Origin of the sequence: Rhizobium phaseoli, assembly GCF_001664385.1 — a bacterium.
Classification (GTDB): domain Bacteria; phylum Pseudomonadota; class Alphaproteobacteria; order Rhizobiales; family Rhizobiaceae; genus Rhizobium; species Rhizobium phaseoli.
The window spans coordinates 2699401-2714804 of sequence record NZ_CP013532.1 but is presented as its reverse complement, the minus strand read 5'-3'; the positions used below and the strand labels follow the sequence as shown (position 1 = coordinate 2714804).

The 15404-nt window shown below is 62.3% G+C and carries 17 protein-coding genes and 1 pseudogene; 9 read left to right on the top strand and 9 right to left on the bottom strand.

Features of this window, described 5'->3' with window-relative positions; genetic code table 11:
- Positions 1 to 46 precede the first annotated feature (46 nt).
- The 3 genes and pseudogenes from AMC88_RS13200 to AMC88_RS13195 all read right to left on the bottom strand — a co-directional run bounded on the left by AMC88_RS13200 (position 47) and on the right by AMC88_RS13195 (position 2649).
- A complete protein-coding gene (locus AMC88_RS13200) occupies positions 47 to 820 on the bottom strand; it encodes a phosphodiester glycosidase family protein (protein ID WP_064825387.1) in 774 nt (257 codons plus the stop codon).
- 229 nt (positions 821 to 1049) lie between these two features.
- Entirely contained in the window at positions 1050 to 1223 is a 174-nt protein-coding gene (locus AMC88_RS33615; protein ID WP_004672451.1) for a hypothetical protein, read from the bottom strand.
- A gap of 212 nt (positions 1224 to 1435) precedes the next feature.
- Positions 1436 to 2649 (bottom strand): annotated as a pseudogene (locus AMC88_RS13195) (argininosuccinate synthase).
- A gap of 125 nt (positions 2650 to 2774) precedes the next feature.
- On the opposite strand from AMC88_RS13195, the gene AMC88_RS13190 reads away from it, so the two are divergent.
- Positions 2775 to 3242 carry an Lrp/AsnC family transcriptional regulator gene (locus AMC88_RS13190; protein ID WP_004672453.1) on the top strand — a complete coding sequence of 156 codons (468 nt, stop codon included), beginning with the start codon at positions 2775 to 2777 and terminating at the stop codon, positions 3240 to 3242.
- Between the two features lie 335 nt (positions 3243 to 3577).
- A complete protein-coding gene (locus AMC88_RS13185; protein ID WP_064825386.1) occupies positions 3578 to 3814 on the top strand; it encodes a hypothetical protein in 237 nt (78 codons plus the stop codon).
- A gap of 124 nt (positions 3815 to 3938) precedes the next feature.
- Here AMC88_RS13185 and AMC88_RS13180 read toward each other — a convergent pair whose 3' ends face one another.
- Positions 3939 to 4778: an SDR family oxidoreductase gene (locus AMC88_RS13180; RefSeq protein WP_064825385.1), complete on the bottom strand. Its 840-nt coding sequence runs from the start codon at positions 4776 to 4778 to the stop codon at positions 3939 to 3941.
- Positions 4779 to 4909: 131 nt separating this feature from the next.
- On the opposite strand from AMC88_RS13180, the gene AMC88_RS13175 reads away from it, so the two are divergent.
- Positions 4910 to 5287, top strand: coding sequence for a winged helix-turn-helix transcriptional regulator (locus AMC88_RS13175; RefSeq protein ID WP_037114584.1), 378 nt, complete (start codon positions 4910 to 4912; stop codon positions 5285 to 5287).
- A gap of 87 nt (positions 5288 to 5374) precedes the next feature.
- Here the strand turns inward: AMC88_RS13175 and AMC88_RS13170 are convergent, their stop codons facing one another.
- From AMC88_RS13170 to AMC88_RS13160, 3 genes are all read right to left on the bottom strand, one after another.
- Complete coding sequence (locus AMC88_RS13170) at positions 5375 to 6370, bottom strand: DUF808 domain-containing protein (RefSeq protein ID WP_064825384.1); 996 nt, start codon at positions 6368 to 6370, stop codon at positions 5375 to 5377.
- 117 nt (positions 6371 to 6487) lie between these two features.
- Positions 6488 to 7300 (bottom strand): hypothetical protein, encoded by an 813-nt coding sequence (locus AMC88_RS13165; RefSeq protein WP_064825383.1) that lies wholly within the window; start codon positions 7298 to 7300, stop codon positions 6488 to 6490.
- Positions 7301 to 7595: 295 nt separating this feature from the next.
- On the bottom strand, positions 7596 to 8249 hold the full coding sequence (locus tag AMC88_RS13160; protein ID WP_064825382.1) for an O-methyltransferase: 654 nt from the start codon (positions 8247 to 8249) through the stop codon (positions 7596 to 7598).
- A 93-nt stretch (positions 8250 to 8342) separates the two neighbouring features.
- On the opposite strand from AMC88_RS13160, the gene AMC88_RS13155 reads away from it, so the two are divergent.
- Positions 8343 to 8969: a TetR/AcrR family transcriptional regulator gene (locus tag AMC88_RS13155; protein ID WP_064825851.1), complete on the top strand. Its 627-nt coding sequence runs from the start codon at positions 8343 to 8345 to the stop codon at positions 8967 to 8969.
- Between the two features lie 154 nt (positions 8970 to 9123).
- Here the strand turns inward: AMC88_RS13155 and AMC88_RS13150 are convergent, their stop codons facing one another.
- Positions 9124 to 9327: a hypothetical protein gene (locus tag AMC88_RS13150; RefSeq protein WP_010014174.1), complete on the bottom strand. Its 204-nt coding sequence runs from the start codon at positions 9325 to 9327 to the stop codon at positions 9124 to 9126.
- A 261-nt stretch (positions 9328 to 9588) separates the two neighbouring features.
- Between AMC88_RS13150 and AMC88_RS13145 the strand changes: the two genes are divergently transcribed.
- Both AMC88_RS13145 and AMC88_RS13140 read left to right on the top strand, forming a co-directional pair.
- Entirely contained in the window at positions 9589 to 11034 is a 1446-nt protein-coding gene (locus AMC88_RS13145; RefSeq protein ID WP_064825381.1) for an adenylate/guanylate cyclase domain-containing protein, read from the top strand.
- A 227-nt stretch (positions 11035 to 11261) separates the two neighbouring features.
- Positions 11262 to 11528, top strand: a complete 267-nt coding sequence (locus AMC88_RS13140) for a hypothetical protein (RefSeq protein WP_064825380.1) — start codon at positions 11262 to 11264, stop codon at positions 11526 to 11528.
- 54 nt (positions 11529 to 11582) lie between these two features.
- On the opposite strand, the gene AMC88_RS13135 is transcribed toward AMC88_RS13140, so the two are convergent.
- Positions 11583 to 12224, bottom strand: a complete 642-nt coding sequence (locus AMC88_RS13135; RefSeq protein ID WP_064822267.1) for a dihydrofolate reductase family protein — start codon at positions 12222 to 12224, stop codon at positions 11583 to 11585.
- Between the two features lie 89 nt (positions 12225 to 12313).
- Between AMC88_RS13135 and AMC88_RS13130 the strand changes: the two genes are divergently transcribed.
- The 3 genes from AMC88_RS13130 (at position 12314) to AMC88_RS13115 (ending at position 15394) form a co-directional block, all read left to right on the top strand.
- Positions 12314 to 12835, top strand: coding sequence for a winged helix-turn-helix transcriptional regulator (locus AMC88_RS13130; protein WP_012484239.1), 522 nt, complete (start codon positions 12314 to 12316; stop codon positions 12833 to 12835).
- A gap of 541 nt (positions 12836 to 13376) precedes the next feature.
- Positions 13377 to 14048, top strand: a complete 672-nt coding sequence (locus AMC88_RS13120; protein WP_016733387.1) for a response regulator transcription factor — start codon at positions 13377 to 13379, stop codon at positions 14046 to 14048.
- The gene (locus AMC88_RS13115; protein WP_404817295.1) at positions 14048 to 15394 is read left to right on the top strand and encodes a sensor histidine kinase; all 1347 of its coding nucleotides are present in this window, start codon (positions 14048 to 14050) and stop codon (positions 15392 to 15394) included. Before AMC88_RS13120 ends, AMC88_RS13115 begins: the two co-directional genes overlap by 1 nt.
- Positions 15395 to 15404: the final 10 nt, after the last annotated feature.

Genomic DNA, 15404 nt, shown 5'->3' with positions numbered 1-15404 from the left:
CATCCTGTTCTAGCGCAAAGGTCAGCTGGCAGGACTTTCCCGTGCGCTATTCCACCAGCCCGAAGATCGGGCCATAGCCGCCGTGCCAGGACCAGTCGTTGCGCCCCATCGCCGGGTTGTAAAGTCCGACGCCGCGTCCGCCATCGAGAAACAAGGCATCGGGACATTGCAGGCGATCGCGGAAGAGCCGCGCGAAATCGTGGAAATTGACACCGTCTTCGCTGATCGCGAAGCGAACGGTCCCGTTCTCGCAGACACCGACACCGCTTCGGCGGGTCCGGTCGGTCGAACCGATGATGAAGATTGGGTTGAGCTTGTTGGCGATGACGAGCATCGGGCCGGACTGGGTGGCGAAGCGCGCCTTGGGAGCAAGTTTGAGGAATGCGTCGGTCGCAAGGATGCCGGCGCCGGCTTCGCCCAGAAAGAACACGCCGTTCGGCTTCTTGTAGAAATTCGGCACCTGACCGGCGGCGCGTTCGGCAGCCGCCATATTGGCGGGTTTCAGTTCCCTGCCGTTCTCGACATACAGTCCCATCGGCGAAAAGTCGGCCCGGTACATGCCGGCATTGACGGCGAAAGTCAGTTTTCGCCCTTCGGCGCGAACGGCTTCGGCAAGGCTCGAAAAAGCGCGGTATGGCTCGCCGTCGGCGCCCTTCCAGAATAGACGCAGGTCTGCTTTCTCCACGTCCAATGTGCAGACGACGTATTTCGATTCATTGAAGGCGACCTTTTCGCATTGTTCGGCCTGCGCGTGGTGCAGGGGCAACAAGGCGGCCAGCATTGGAGCCAGAGCGAGCATGCCAAGTTTCAGATAGGCCATTTGGGTCACGCATTCGATTTGCCGCCGCTGAGTTGGAATCCGGTTTCCGCTGGCACCGCGGGGAGTAAGAAGTTCGTAGATACCGCAATGATCGCTTTTCTGTGGCCGGCAGCCAATGATGTCTGCTGGCCTCCATCCGACGGGTGCGCCGAAATTCTGTCACCCTCACCTGACCGCCGGCAACATGAGGGTGGGAGCGTAAGCGGCGAAGAACGTCTGAATCTCAGTTCTACCAGGCAGTACGAGCCGTGCCCAGGGCCGTTGTGTGCGAGGATGAAACCTGGGCGACGTGCGCCTTGAGCGATACGACGCAGTTTCCGGGATAGGTGAGCTTGTACAGCGTCAAATGGTTGAGCAACGCTTCTGCATCGCGCTTCTCGGTCAGCGGAAATGTCACAGTCATGCGAGTCCTCCAAACGACAAACTGAGCATCTGCCAAGAGTTAATGCCGAGTTTCTTTTGCGCCGCAACAAGAAAATTTTATTGATAAAATTAAAATCGATTACTTTCTCGATGGGATTTTTTAAAATCGTTTGAAATGCTGCGGGATGACCGATCGGGTTAATCGGGGGATGGCAGCGGTCAATCAGGTTGGCCGCTGCCAGGTCAGGCGCGTTATCTTTCGTTGCGGGCGGCCCAGCTTTTAAGGCGCAATCCGTTCAGCCTGATGAGCCTTCGGCGTCGTGGTGGTTATAGGCGCGCCGTCCTTCCTCGAAAGTCACGAGATCGGCGGAATAGAGCGACGACGGCGAGGTCCGCGATATGACCGAGGCGTTTCCCTTGTAGAGCCTGAGCGTGACTTCGCCGCTGACGAAGGCCTGGCTGCGGTCAATGAGGGCTTGCAGCATTTCCCGTTCAGGGGAAAACCAGAAACCGTTATAGATCAACTCGGCGTAGCGGGGCATGAGCTCATCCTTCAGATGCGCGGCGGCGCGATCGAGGGTGATCGATTCGATGCCGCGATGGGCTGCAAGCAGGATTGTGCCTCCCGGCGTCTCATAAACGCCTCTCGACTTCATGCCGATGAAGCGATTTTCCACCAGATCGAGCCGCCCGACGCCGTGTCGCCCACCGCGCTCGTTGAGTTCGGTGAGCAAGGCGGCCGGCGTCATCGGCCTGCCGTCCACGGAAACCGGGTCGCCGCTTTCGAAGCCGATCGCGACAATCTCGGGCCGATCCGGAGCGTCGACGGGATCGACGGTGCGCTGATAGATGTAACCGGGCGCGATCTCCGCCGGGTCTTCAAGGACCTTACCCTCGGTCGAGGTGTGCAGCAGGTTGGCGTCGATCGAGAAGGGGGCGTCGCCGCGCTTGTCCTTCGGCACGGGGATCTGATGCCTCGCGGCATATTCGAGCAACTGGGCCCGGGAGCGGATATCCCATTGGGGCCAGGGAGCGATGACCTCGAGTGAGGGGTCGAGTGCATTGACGGCAAGCTCGAAGCGGACCTGGTCATTGCCTTTGCCGGTCGAGCCGTGGGCGACAGCATCGGCGCCGACTTCCCGGGCGACGGCGACGAGATGTTTGGCGATCAACGGCCGGGCGATGGAACTGCCGAGGAGATACTGGCCCTCATAGAGCGCGTTCGCTCTCAGCATCGGAAAGACGAAGTCGCGGACGAACTCCTCCCTGAGATCGACGATCCGAACGTCCTTGATGCCAAGGATCGCAGCCTTCGCCCGCGCCGGCTCGAGCTCCTCGCCCTGGCCGAGATCGGCAGTGAAGGTGACCACCTCGCACCCATAGGTCTCCTGCAGCCATTTCAGGATGATCGAGGTATCCAGCCCGCCGGAATAAGCGAGCACGATTTTTCCTATCTTTCTTGCCATCAGCTCGTCTCCACATCGATGCGTGGAACGATAGGCCAAACATCGCGCAATGAGCTTGCGAAACACCCCCGAAATTGCGAAGGATTGGCATTACATGCCACTAATAAATATTATGGAGCTATAAAATGTCAGCCACCTTGGATGCGATCGATCGGCATATCCTGCGCGTGCTCCAGCGCGACGGGCGCATTTCGAATGTCGAGTTGGCAAGGGAGGTGGGGCTGTCGCCTTCACCCTGCCTGCGCCGCGTGCGGCTGCTGGAAGAGTCAGGCATCATCGATCGTTATGTCGCGGTGCTCGACCCCACAAAGGTCGGGGCGGGGCTGACGGTGTTCGCCCGCGTCTGGTTTAAGACGCAGGATGCCGAGGTGACGCTGCGCTTCGCCGAAGCTGTGCGGCGGTTTCCTGAAGTCATGGAATGCTACCTGACGACAGGCGAATGCGACGCCGTGCTGCGCATCGTCACCGCCGACCTGCACAGCTACTGGCGCTTCCAGGCAGACCATCTGACGCGCATTCCAAGCGTGCTCAGCGTCAAGACCGACGTGCCGATGGAAACGCTGAAGCGGAGCTACGAGCTGCCGCTGCGATAGGTGTCGCTCATTCCTCCAACCATATGGGCCTCCAACCATCTCCAACCATGTGGGTGGCCAGCCCCGTCCTTCGAGGCCCCTTCGGGGCGGCTCAGGATGAGGCTGGAGAGAAGCGGGCGCCTGAGACGGCTGGAGAAAAGGCGTGTTTGGCATTGCTAGGTGGGGACCTCTGGATGCGGGTGGGAGAGAAGGGCGTGTCGATACAGAGGCACGCCGATCAGCCCTCATCCTGAGGGCGGAGGCTGAAAGCAGCAGCCTCGAAGGACGAGGGCGGTGGCCGGTTGCAAGATCGTCGCCGCATCACCACGTGTCAAGGAAGAGGCTATGGAGCAGCCATGGACAGCCAAGAGCAGAAGGCAAGCAATGGGGGATTCTTTCGTTATTTTGAGACGCCGCTTGACATTCTCTTGGAGGCAGATTGCGACATCACTTTTCTGCTGGCGATAGCAGTCTTCGCAGTCCTAGTTATCCTCTACGCATGCCGCGCCCTGTACCGCCTGGGACATTGGATCTGGAGCGTTTGCCGATCCGGCCACGTCAAGAAAGCTGTTTCCAGGTCGGCTGATGCGTGATCGAGGAGCGCCGCTGCTGCTCGAGATCGGCAGCAAGGCCGCGCAAGCAGGTGCGCGGCCGATCGGTTATCCTTGGTGCCGCGGGCAGACGGCGGAGAACCGCCGTCTGCATGCATCGTTCTGATTACGCCTTCAGTGCGGCTGCATAATCGGCCGCATAAGTCTGCAGTGAACGCGGGGCCTTGCCGGTCAACGTCTCGACTTCGCCGTTGACGACGGCGGTCCAGCCCTCGCGCACGGGATAGAAGATCGAGGCGAGGAAGCTTGCGTAATCGGCCGATACGCCGGCGCCGGTCAGCATGTCGATTAAGGCTTCGTCGGAGACAGCGTTATAGGAGACAGGCTTGCCGATCGCTTCGGAGAGGATGGCGGCGGCTTGCGTATAAGAGAGCGCTTCCGGCCCCGTCAGGTTAAAGGCCTTGCCGTCGAAGGAGGAGGAGGTAAGCGCCGCCACGCCGCTTGCCGCGACGTCGCGGGCATCGATGAAGCTCGACTTGCCTTCGGCGGCGGGAAGGGCAATCTGGCCGTGGTCGATACCGGGTTTCCAGAAAGTGTGGAAGTTGTCGGAAAACCAGTTCGGACGCAGGATGACATAGGGCGTGCCGGATTTTTCCAGGGCGATCTCGACCTGGCGATAGGGAATGGCATCATCGGCATCTACTCCGAACGCACTCTGGAGCACGACCTTGACCTTGCGGGCCGCGGCCGCCTCGATGACCGGCAGCAGCATGCCTTTGGAGTCGGCATAGCCGGAGGCAAGCAGCACATAGGCGCGATCGACGCCGTCGAAGGCCGGCCCGAAGGTCTCCGGCTTGGCATAGTCGAAGACGACCCCCTCGGCGCTTGCCACGGGTTTGCCGGCGCGGGAGGCGGCCTTGACGGCCTCGCCCTTTGCCAGGAGCCCATCCACTACATGACGGCCGACGGTGCCCGTCGCGCCGATAACCAGAATCTTGCTGCTCATGTCATTCTCCATGGTTTCTATTGGAAACTATCTCTCCGTGGGATAGATACAGGGAAAATGGGATTGGAAAAGAGAGCACTTTTTTCTCACTTGGTTTCTCCGAGGAAACCAGAGCGGCAAGGCGGGAGCGGATGACGATGCCAGAGCAGGCTTATAATGTTTACGAGGATCGTTGTCCGACGAGGCTGGTACTCGACCGGCTGGCGGACAAATGGGCGCTTTTGATCCTCGACCGGCTGCGGGGCGGGCCCTTGCGCTTCAACCACATCCGCCGGGAAATCAAGGGCATCTCGCAGAAGGTTCTGTCGCAAACGTTGAGAAAGCAGGAGCGCGACGGCTTGATCACACGCGCCATCTTCCCGACCGTGCCGGTGACCGTCGAATATGCGCTGACGCCGCTCGGGCGCACCCTGACGGAGACCATTTCGGCGCTCACCCATTGGGCGGAGAAGAACATGGACGCGATCCTCGCGGCGCAGCGTGCTTATGACGAAAGAGATGCTGGTTGACGGGCGGGGGCCTTGCCAATGCATTAGTCGGCCCGCAGTGCCCGTATCTCTGCCGTGGTCAGGATGGCGTAGCGCCGCTGCCACCTCTCATGCGGTCCTGATCCGGCGCAGGCGTGTTGCGCACCACTGCCATGCGGGTGCAACGACGTAGCCGACAGCCGGGATCGCTGCGAGCCCGATCAAAATGCCGACGAGGCCTGAGCCGGCCGCCTGGACCAGCCAGGAAAGCACACCGCCGACAGCCGGCAATGCATGGGCGGCGCCTTCACCGGCATCGTGGAGGAGGTGGCTCAGCCAGCCGAAGCCGAAGGTTTCGGCGCCGTGCACGATGATGCCACCGCCGACCCAGATCATCGCCGCCGTCCCGATCAAACCGAGTACCTTGAGAAGGTAAGGCATGCCCTGCACGAGGCCGCGCCCGAGCATGCGCAGGAATGCGCCGGCTTGAGACGGGGAGGAGCGCTGGGCAAGCCAGAGGCCGAAATCATCCGCCTTCACGATCAGCGCGACGACGCCGTAAACGGCAGCCGTGATCAGTGTTCCGACCAGGGCGAGAACCAGCGCCTGCACCGCCAGCCCCGACTCGGACAGCGAGCCCAGCGTGATCGCCATGATCTCGGCCGACAGAATGAAATCGGTCCTGACGGCGCTCGCGACCTTTTCGTCCTCGAAGGTTTTGGCATCACTGATCGTCTCAAGCTCCGCCTCGTGGGCATGGGCAGCATGCGGCACGACGAGCTCGTAGATCTTTTCGGCGCCTTCGTAACAGAGGTAGAGCCCGCCGAGCATGAGCAGCGGCGTCACAGCCTGCGGCAGGAGAAGGCTGAGGGCGAGTGCTGCCGGCAGCAGGAACAGAAGTTTGTTCTTGAGGGAGCCGACGGCGATTTTCCCGATGATCGGCAGTTCGCGCGCTGCCGACAGGCCGGTCACATAACGCGGCGTGACGGCAGCGTCGTCGATCACGACGCCGGCGGCTTTGGCGCCGGCTCTGCCCGCCTGAGCGACGACATCGTCCAGGGAAGCAGCAGCCGCCTTTGCCAGCGCGGCAACATCATCAAGCAGGGCAATCAGGCCGACACTCACAAGCAAACCTCTCGTTTAGGGATATGGACAGCGAAAATAGTCAATCGGGCGGCAGCTGGAAAGGGGCGCTGCCACGGATGGTTGCGGCGCCCGATGCGAGCTGACGTTCGACTGCGTTCACTCGACCTGGATATGAAGATGGTCGTCGTGGCGAGCAGCCCGGCAGCCCTGAAAGCGGACATGGGCATCGGTGATGCCGAGCGCGTTCTTCAGATGCGGTTCGATGAAGATCTTCTGCAGACCGAAGCGCGCGACTCCTTCCGTCGTCAGCCAGGCTACCGCCGCCGCGGTGCGCTGCTCCTCGATCCGGTAGGCCGGGAACAACGGCTGCAGCGCGTCGAAATTCCAGCGGGTGGTGAGCCAGTCGTGGCGACCCGCACAGGGCAGTTCATCACCCGGGCCAGGTTCCTCGAAAGCGAAATAACCAATCGGTGAGCGGGTGGCGCCGTTCAGGAAGGCGCCGCCAGCATCCTTGTAATAGTAAGCGAAATCAAGCTTCTTGCCGTCGGTATGCGAGAGATGCGGCAGCAGCGGGAAACCGTTGACGAAGGGGAAGTTGGCATCCAGCGCGACAGTGACGGTGCCGGGGAATTGCGCGTCCATATGGGCGGCGAGCGCCTCTGCGAGATCGCGAAGCTTGGGCGTGACGTAGTTACGGTTCAGCGCGCAGTAGATCGCCGAGCGGACCATGAGCCTGTCTTCGGCGCTTGACAGGCAGGAGAGTGGAACGCGGCCGAATGCCGGTGCCGCAAACTGTGTGGCGACGGTCGCGGCGGCGTAGCAGAAAAGGAAGAGCACGAACTTGGCGGGAAATCGCCTGAGGCCGCATATGCGCGCGGCGGCGAGAGCGATGAGATAGGCGACGCCGCCGATCTGGGTGAGCAGCGTCAGGATGAGAGCGGCGAGGGCGTGGAGGATGAAGCGGAGCACCGGGCGGCCTTGCGGAAGGGAGGTTGCATTGCCTTAGGTGAGGGAATGGGGATGTGCAAGATGGGTGGTGAGTGTGAGGGCAGTGGGTTGCTCGATATTTGCCGTTCGCTTTGTGTAGCAACGCCAAGGCAGTGAAGGATGTGCCGTGTGGCCCATCTGCCTGCCGGCATCTTCTCCCCGAGGGGAGAAGAGAGGCAAGCCAAGCCGATGAGGGGGCGAGCGACGGTAGGAGCGAGTGCCTGAGCGCAAGCGAAAGGCAGACTTCGCTGTGGAGCGCCCACTCAGGCTCCCGATATCAAATCCGCATCGACAGCTCGATATCGTCGGCGAATGGCGTCGAGAGGTAACCGGCGGCGGGGGTGCGGACGCGGGCGAGATAGCCCGGGCTGACATCGGCGTTGTCGGCGACGATGAGGGCGCCCGGTCTCAGGCGGTCTTCCACCAGTTCCAGGATATCGCGATAGAGCGCTTTGGCGCCGTCAAGGAAGAGCAGGTCGATCGTTTCGGGCAGGTCGACGCTCAGCGTTTGCAGGGCGTCGCCCTCCCTTATGTCGACGAGATCGATCAGGCCGCCGGCCGTCAGGTTTTCGCGCGCCCGCTTGAGCTTCGACGGCTCGAACTCGCTGGTGATTAGCCGGCCGCCGCCATTGTCACGCAGGGCTGCGGCGAGATGGAGGGTCGAGATGCCGAAGGAGGTGCCGAACTCGACGATGGTGCGGGCGCGGCTGCTGCGGGCCAGCATATAGAGCAGGGCGCCGGCTTCGCGCGAGACGGGAAGCCAGAGGTCCTTCAGGCGGCCGTAGAGATCGAGATATTCCGTCTTGCTCTCAATAAGGCGCCTGCGCTCCTCGCCTGTAAGCCCTGACATTGCCGGGCTCGTTGCCGCGGCGGCTTCCGCAAACAGGCCATCGAGCAGGGGTGCCAGCGGTGCAGTCGTCAGTGTGGTCATGGGTGAATCTCCTTGGATTTGGGAGGGTGTTGCCTCGGGTGAAAAAATACGAATAATTCGTCGCATTTGCTAATCGCATTGCAGGACGCCGCCATGACCGACCGGACAAGTGCCCGGATTTCCTCGCGAAAGCAGCCGAAGCAGGCCCGCTCGACGGAGCTGGTGGCGGCTATCCTCGATGCCGCTGCTCAGGTTTTGGCACGGGAGGGCGCGCATCGCTTCACCACGGCGCGGGTAGCGGAAAGGGCCGGTGTCAGCATCGGATCGCTTTACCAATACTTCCCCAACAAGGCGGCAATCCTCTTCCGGCTGCAGGGCGATGAGTGGCGCGAGACGACCGGCCTGCTCGCGACGATCCTGGAGAATGGGCAGAAGCCGCCGCTCGATCGGCTGCGGAGCCTCGTTCACGCCTTCCTGCGCTCAGAATGCGAGGAGGCGGCAATGCGGGTGGCGCTCCACGACGCCGCACCGCTCTACCGTGATGCGCCGGAGGCGCAGGCGGCGAGGGCGTCGGGAGACCGCATCATCGAGCTATTCATGCGCGAGGCGCTGCCATCGGCGCTGGAGGCGACCCGGGCGCTGGCCGGTGATCTGATTGGTACGACGCTCGGCACCGTGGGAAAGCAGTTTTCGGAGGTTCCACGCAGCTCGGCGGAGATCGAGGCCTATGCGGACGCGATGGCCGATATGTTCTGCGCCTATCTGGAAAGGCTCGGGTGAGGCAGAGACGGCAGGCGAAGGAAGAGCCCGAGAAAAGGCCTGCTGATCGCTTATCAGCTGCTGCACTGCCGCCCCGAAGGTCTTGCGATAGAAGGGAACGCGCAGGTTCACCTACCGTTTCACGCAGCGCAGTGTCTCGCGTCGATGGCCGCCGCTACTGGTGGGCCATCTGTTTCGACAGTTCGGCAAGGATCTGGTCGTGGCGGGGATTGGTCTGGATGAGATCGACGGCAATCGTGATGGCACGGCGGCCTTCGATGCTGTCGATGTCGAGCTTCCGTTCCTCGCACCATTGCCGGACGGCGTCGGTGACGATAGTTATCTCGCGATCGTCGAGCGGGATTTGGCATAAGAGCACGGTCGTTCCCCCCGTGAAGCGGCGAGAGCATATATGGTCTCTCAAGCGGTCTCGCCGATGAACCAGTGGGCCGACGCAGCGACTCTACGCTTATTCCGAAGCAAAGCTACAGCTATTTTGGTGCGGTGCGGAGGCCGCCGGGAAGGCTTTGCCGTTGCCGGATCCAAGGCGGCGGAAGGCGGACGCACGGCCTGTTTTTTGCTATAATTGCTGGAGCCGCCGTGGATCCCATGGCCTGGCCAATCGAGGCGCAGCTGTGAGATGAGCGATGTTCAGGAACGACTCCTCGACAATAAGATGACCGAGATGGAGCTTGCCCGGTCCTGGAGCCCGCGCGTCATCTCCAAATTCGAAAGCCTGATCCGCAGCGGCGAGGATTTCTCGCTCTATCGCATCAACCCGCTGGCTTTCGCGCGCGACCATGCGATCTCCGAGGCGGAAAGCATCGATCTCTTTCTGCATGCGACGCGCAGCGGCCTGTTCGAGATGAGCTGGGATGTCGTGTGTCCCCAGTCCGGCATGGTGCTCGACAGTTTTGGCGCATTGCGGACGCTCAAGACCCATTATGTCTGCGGGCTCTGCGACGTCTCCGGTGAAACCGATCTCGACGATTTCATCGAGGTGACCTTCACGGTGTCGCCGCAACTGCGGCGGCTGTCGTTTCATGATCCCGGTTCGCTTTCGGTCGAGGACTTTCACTGGAAGGCGCGGTTTCTGAGCGATGCGCGGCTGCCCGGCCAGCATGCCCGCTTCCTTGACGTGCTCAAGGGGATGGTGCGCGGCCTCACCTACCTGGCGCCGGGGTCGGTCACGACAGTGAGGGCCGAGCTCGGCCCCGGGGCGCTCGCAGGCATCAATGTGCAGACCCAGGCGAGCTTCGCGCTGCCGGTGGCGGGCGACCCCGTGACGGCGCCGACGCGCCTGCGTGTCCGGTATGACGGGCAGCGGTTCTGCGCTTCGCTGCCCGCGGTGCAGCCCGGCCCTGTCATCGTCGAAATCGAGAACTCGGCGGCCATGCGCGGCTCGCTGCTGCTGATCAATTGGCCGCCCGAGATCCTGGCGCAAACCGCCAAGCCGGTCCTCGACTTCGATCCCTACATGTCGGGCGGAATGCTGCTGGCACGCCAGACCTTCCGGCGCCTGTTCCGCTCCGAGCGCGTCGATGAGAGGGAGGGGCTCGGCATCCGCCAGGTGACGCTTCTGTTCACCGATCTCAAGGGCTCGACCGCGATGTACGAACGGCTCGGCGATCTCAATGCCTATGCGCTGGTGCGCGAGCATTTCGCCTTGCTCGAAGCCACAGTGCAGGCGCATTCGGGCGCAATCGTCAAGACGATCGGCGATGCCGCGATGGCTGCCTTCTCCCGCCCGGCCGACGCCGTCTCAGCGGCGCTGCACATGCTTGGAGAAATCGAGCGCTTCAACAGCGAACATGGCGATCCCAGCATCATCCTGAAAATCGGCGCCCATTGCGGCCCGTCCATCGCCGTGACCTTGAACGACAACCTCGATTATTTCGGACAGACGGTCAATGTCGCCGCCCGGGTGCAGTCGCTGGCCGACGCCGGCGAGATCTGTATTTCCGAAGCGCTGTTTTCGGCACCTGGTGTCGCCCAGTTGCTTTCCGGCCACAGGCTGGCCGCCTTCGAGGCCCCGCTTCGCGGCGTCGAGGGGACGGCATGCGTGTACCGGGTGATGCCGGGCTAAGGCGCTGCGTCGCCCCGATCAAAAAGTCCGCCGCTGATGTAACCAATCAGGTTCGGCCTGCGTAGACTCTGGCGGGGGATGCAGGCCGCGCGGTGTGACCCGTTCGCGGCGGGCGCTTCCAGTCGTCGTTTCGTGCATGTCTTCATCCCAAACCGCTGCACGCTCATGGGCGATGTGCATTTCACGATCTTGCAACGGGCAATGATGCCCACAAGGAGGAGAAGACAATGTTGAAATGCACAGTTGCCGTCATCGTTTTCGCATTGGCATCAGCCATGCCTGCTTTCGCACAGGATACGATGATGAAATGCGACGACGCATCGATGATGAAGATGCAGTCCGACATGGACGCCATGACCGATCCGGCCATGAAGGAAAAGAAGGAAATGGCATCCAAGGAGATGAAGATGGCGAAGGATTCCATGAAGGCCAAGAAGATGGACGACTGCAAGATGCACATGGAGAACGCCATGAAAAGCATGGGCAAGATGTGACGCCCATGACGCAGGAGCAGGCGGCCCTCAGGGCCGCCTTGCCTGATGCCGGCGCTATTTTGCCAGCACGATATGGGTGGCGTGTTCGCTGGCGACATGCTCGGTGACACGGAAGCCGAGCGCGGGGAGATCGATGCCCGCAAACATCGCTTCGCCCATGCCGAGCACGACGGGGGCGACGGCGAAATGTAGTTCGTCGACGAGGCCCGCCTGCAGATACTGGCGCACGGTGGCGACGCCGCCGCCGATCTTGACGTCCTTGTCGCCGGCGGCGGCCTTCGCCTTGTCGAGCGCTTCCTCGATGCCCCCTGTTATGAAGTGGAAGGTCGTGCCGCCTTCCATGACGATCGGCTCACGCGGATAATGGGTCAGGATGTAGGTCGGCGCGTGGTAAGGCGGGTTCGGACCCCACCAGCCTTTCCAGGCGTCATCCGGCCACTCGCCGCGGATCGGGCCGAACATATTGCGGCCGAGGATGAAGGCGCCGAAACCGGCCATGGCGCGGGCGGCGTAATCCTGGTCGATGCCTTCGGAGCCGTCATCCTTGCCCGTCATGGCGCGGAAGGTGCGGGTGTGGAAGAACCATTGGAACATTTCCGGCCCCCGCTTTCCCAGGGGATCATTGAGGCTCTGCTCGGGGCCGGCGCCGAAACCGTCCAAGGAAACGGAAAAACCTGCGACACGCACTTTGGACATGCTTTCCTCCATCTGATTGCAAATTGAAACTAGTTGTCTTTTCGCATAAGTGGTCCTACGATGCAACTGGTTTTTTCTGGAGATGTATCGTGGATATCGAATTGCGGTCGGGCTGCCCGATCAACCTGACGATGGAAGTGCTCGGCGACCGGTGGAGCCTGATCATCATACGGGACATCATGTTCGGCAACCGCCGCCATTTTCGCGATCTCCTCACCCATTCCGAAGAGGGGATCGCCTCCAACATCCTTGCCGCGCGGCTAAAGCGGCTGCACTCGCTCGGTTTTATCAGCCGGCGGGACGATCCGAGCCACAGCCAGAAAGCGATCTACAGCCTGACGGAGCCGGCGATCCAGCTCGTCCCGCTCTTCGCCATGATCGGCGCATGGGGGCGCAGGCACCTGCCGGTGAGCGAGGATCTGAGCATCCGCGCCGAGCTGCTGGAGGAAGGCGGGCAGCCGCTCTGGGATGAGTTCATGGAGGATCTCCGGCAGATCCACATCGTCGACCCGGTCGGCGGGGCGAATGGAACGGTCACCTCGCCGGTGCTGGCGCGGCTGACGGCGGCGTTTCTGGAGGTGCGGGAGAAGATGGCGGCTGGGGTGGCGTGATTTAGGCGAAGGGCGATGGTGGAAGGTGTGCCGTGCAGCCCCCTCTCCGACCCTTCGGGCCACCTTCTCCCCGCTGGGGAGAAGAGGGAGCAAGGCCTGCGCATGGTGCCAAACGACGCGCCTGTTCAGGGGCACTCTATCTGATGGGGCGCTGGCGAAGCGGCAATCTCCCCTTCTCCCAAGCGGGGAGAAGGTGGCTTGAAGGGTCGGATGAGGGGGCCGCACGGCACGCCTTTGCTCCATCTTCGCTGGCCGGAAAAGCCAATTACGATCAATCTTCGGCTGTCGTTTCCTTGGGTTGCTACCTCACAAACAAAATGATCAGCGGCCCAGCCAGCAGGCTGGCGAGGATGAAGGCGGAGAGGAGGTAGGTTTCGAGGAGGCGGAGGATGGATTTGAGGTGGATCATGTCGAGGTCCTGAATTGTGCCGCCGGATCCTCGGGAGCAACAATTGCAGCAGCATGACCGGCTGCCTTTCAAGTTCCGCAATGTTGCTGCAACCCTTGCGGCCGAAACAGGGGTGCAACGGTTGGGTGTGCGATGCGGATTCTGCTGATTGAGGATGAGAAGGAGTTGGCCGCAGCGCTGACTGCGGCGCTCGGCAAGCATGGGATCGTGACCGATCACACGGCGCATCTAGGTGATGCCGTGGAGCTGACGCGGCAGAATCCCTACGACGCGATCCTGCTCGACCGGCGCCTGCCCGACGGCGAGGGGCTGCGCTTCATTCCAGAGCTGAGGCGGACCGGCAAGGATACGCCGATCATCGTGCTGACGGCGCTGAACGCGCCTAAGGAGCGGGTGGAAGGGCTCGATCTCGGCGCCGACGACTATCTCGGCAAGCCGTTCCTGGTCGAGGAGTTGATGGCGCGGCTCAGGGCCGTGCTACGGCGGCCGCCTAGCCTTTCCGAGCTGAAGATCACCGCCGGGCGGATGGTGATTGATCCCCTGCATTTGAGCGTCACCGTCGGCGATACGCCGCTCGATCTCCCGCGGCGCGAGCTTCTGGTGCTGGCCGCGCTCGCCAGGCGCAAGGAGAAGACGGTGCTGCGCTCGACGCTCGAGGCAGCCGTTTACAATTATGAAGAAGAAATCCAGTCGAACGCGCTCGATGCTCATATATCGCGGCTGCGCAAGCGGCTTGCCGATGCCGGTGCTGAGGTTTCGATCCACAATATCCGCGGCGTCGGCTATCTCCTGAAGGAAGAATGATGCGCGGGGCAGAAAACACCAATCCGTCGCTCTGGTGGCGGCTCAGCTGGCAGCTCAGCCTGGTCTTCGTCGGCGTGGTGACGGCCGTCACCATCGGGCTCTGCTTCTATGGCGCGACGATCCTTTCTCCGAATGTCGCGCTGGAGGATCATGTTACCGCGGCGCTGGCTCCTGCCGTTGCGCTCGATGCCCAAGGACGGCTTGAGATACGGGATACGCCGGAGCTCGATGCGCTCAAGCAGCAATATGATGGGCTCTGGTATGTCGCCGCGACGACGAACGGTTCTTTCGTCTCCTACGGGACCATTCCTCCAGCCTACGCCGAGCTTGCGCGTCTGACCTATTTGTTCGAGGGGGCCGATATCCGGGGATCGGTCGGCACGAACGAAATTGCCTCGGTTGAAAGCGTGGAGACCGGCATTGGCGAGCTCAGGGTTCTGTTCGGCGGTGTCGCCGACAAGGGCTGGCCCGTCCTGACCCTTATGGGCGCGGTTTACCCAATCTACGTGCCGCTGTTTGTCATTGCCTTGCCGGCGGTTTTTCTCGCCGTCCCCAGGATTGTCGGGCGGGGTCTTGCCAGCGTCAGCGAGGTTGCCCGCAAGGCCTCGGAAATCGACGCCCGCCGCTACGATGCGCGCCTGCCACTTGACGGCATTCCGAGGGAGGTCGCGCCGCTGGTAATCGCCTTCAACGAGGCGCTCGACCGGCTGGAGAGCGAGTACCGCAAGCGGCAACACTTCCTGATCGATGCGGCGCACGAGCTGAGGACGCCGATCGCGATCATGCAGACCCGGATCGACGGAACGCCGGAAGGGCAGGACCGCCGGCGATTGCTCGATGACGTCGCGCGGCTGGCGCAGACGGCCGAACAGCTGCTCGATTTTGAGCGCAACGACCAGGCGACCGATCTCCATGAGATGGTCGATCTCGTCGAGATCGCCCGCTCCGTCGTTGCCGATCTCGCGCCGCTGGCGATCGGCGCAGGCTACCAGATCTCATTTCAAAGCGAGGTCGAGAGCCTGAAGCGCAAGGGTAGCCCCTCGGCGCTGCCGCGGGCGGTAAGCAACCTCGTGCGCAATTCCATCGACCATGGCGGCGGGAACGGCATGATCACGGTCTCCGTGTCGGCCTCCGGCGGCGGGCGGATCGGCGTGGCCGACGAGGGGCCGGGCATTCCGGCCGAGCACCGCGAGCTAGTGTTCGAACCCTTCTACCGCGTCACGCCGAAGAGCACGGGGGCGGGGCTCGGCCTCAGCCTCGTCAAACAGATCGTCTTGAACCATGGCGGCGAGGTCCGCATCGAAAGCGCTGCGGCCGGCACCGAGGTGGCGATCCAGCTCGGATGACGCCGGTTGT

Coding starts and splice junctions, on each gene's coding strand:
- AMC88_RS13200 (WP_064825387.1), bottom strand. CDS start 820: ATGGCCTATCTGAAACTTGGCATGCTCGCTCTGGCTCCAATGCTGGCC.
- AMC88_RS33615 (WP_004672451.1), bottom strand. CDS start 1,223: ATGACTGTGACATTTCCGCTGACCGAGAAGCGCGATGCAGAAGCGTTG.
- AMC88_RS13190 (WP_004672453.1), top strand. CDS start 2,775: ATGTCAGCCACCTTGGATGCGATCGATCGGCATATCCTGCGCGTGCTC.
- AMC88_RS13185 (WP_064825386.1), top strand. CDS start 3,578: ATGGACAGCCAAGAGCAGAAGGCAAGCAATGGGGGATTCTTTCGTTAT.
- AMC88_RS13180 (WP_064825385.1), bottom strand. CDS start 4,778: ATGAGCAGCAAGATTCTGGTTATCGGCGCGACGGGCACCGTCGGCCGT.
- AMC88_RS13175 (WP_037114584.1), top strand. CDS start 4,910: ATGACGATGCCAGAGCAGGCTTATAATGTTTACGAGGATCGTTGTCCG.
- AMC88_RS13160 (WP_064825382.1), bottom strand. CDS start 8,249: ATGACCACACTGACGACTGCACCGCTGGCACCCCTGCTCGATGGCCTG.
- AMC88_RS13155 (WP_064825851.1), top strand. CDS start 8,343: ATGACCGACCGGACAAGTGCCCGGATTTCCTCGCGAAAGCAGCCGAAG.
- AMC88_RS13145 (WP_064825381.1), top strand. CDS start 9,589: ATGAGCGATGTTCAGGAACGACTCCTCGACAATAAGATGACCGAGATG.
- AMC88_RS13140 (WP_064825380.1), top strand. CDS start 11,262: ATGTTGAAATGCACAGTTGCCGTCATCGTTTTCGCATTGGCATCAGCC.
- AMC88_RS13135 (WP_064822267.1), bottom strand. CDS start 12,224: ATGTCCAAAGTGCGTGTCGCAGGTTTTTCCGTTTCCTTGGACGGTTTC.
- AMC88_RS13120 (WP_016733387.1), top strand. CDS start 13,377: ATGCGGATTCTGCTGATTGAGGATGAGAAGGAGTTGGCCGCAGCGCTG.
- AMC88_RS13115 (WP_404817295.1), top strand. CDS start 14,048: ATGCGCGGGGCAGAAAACACCAATCCGTCGCTCTGGTGGCGGCTCAGC.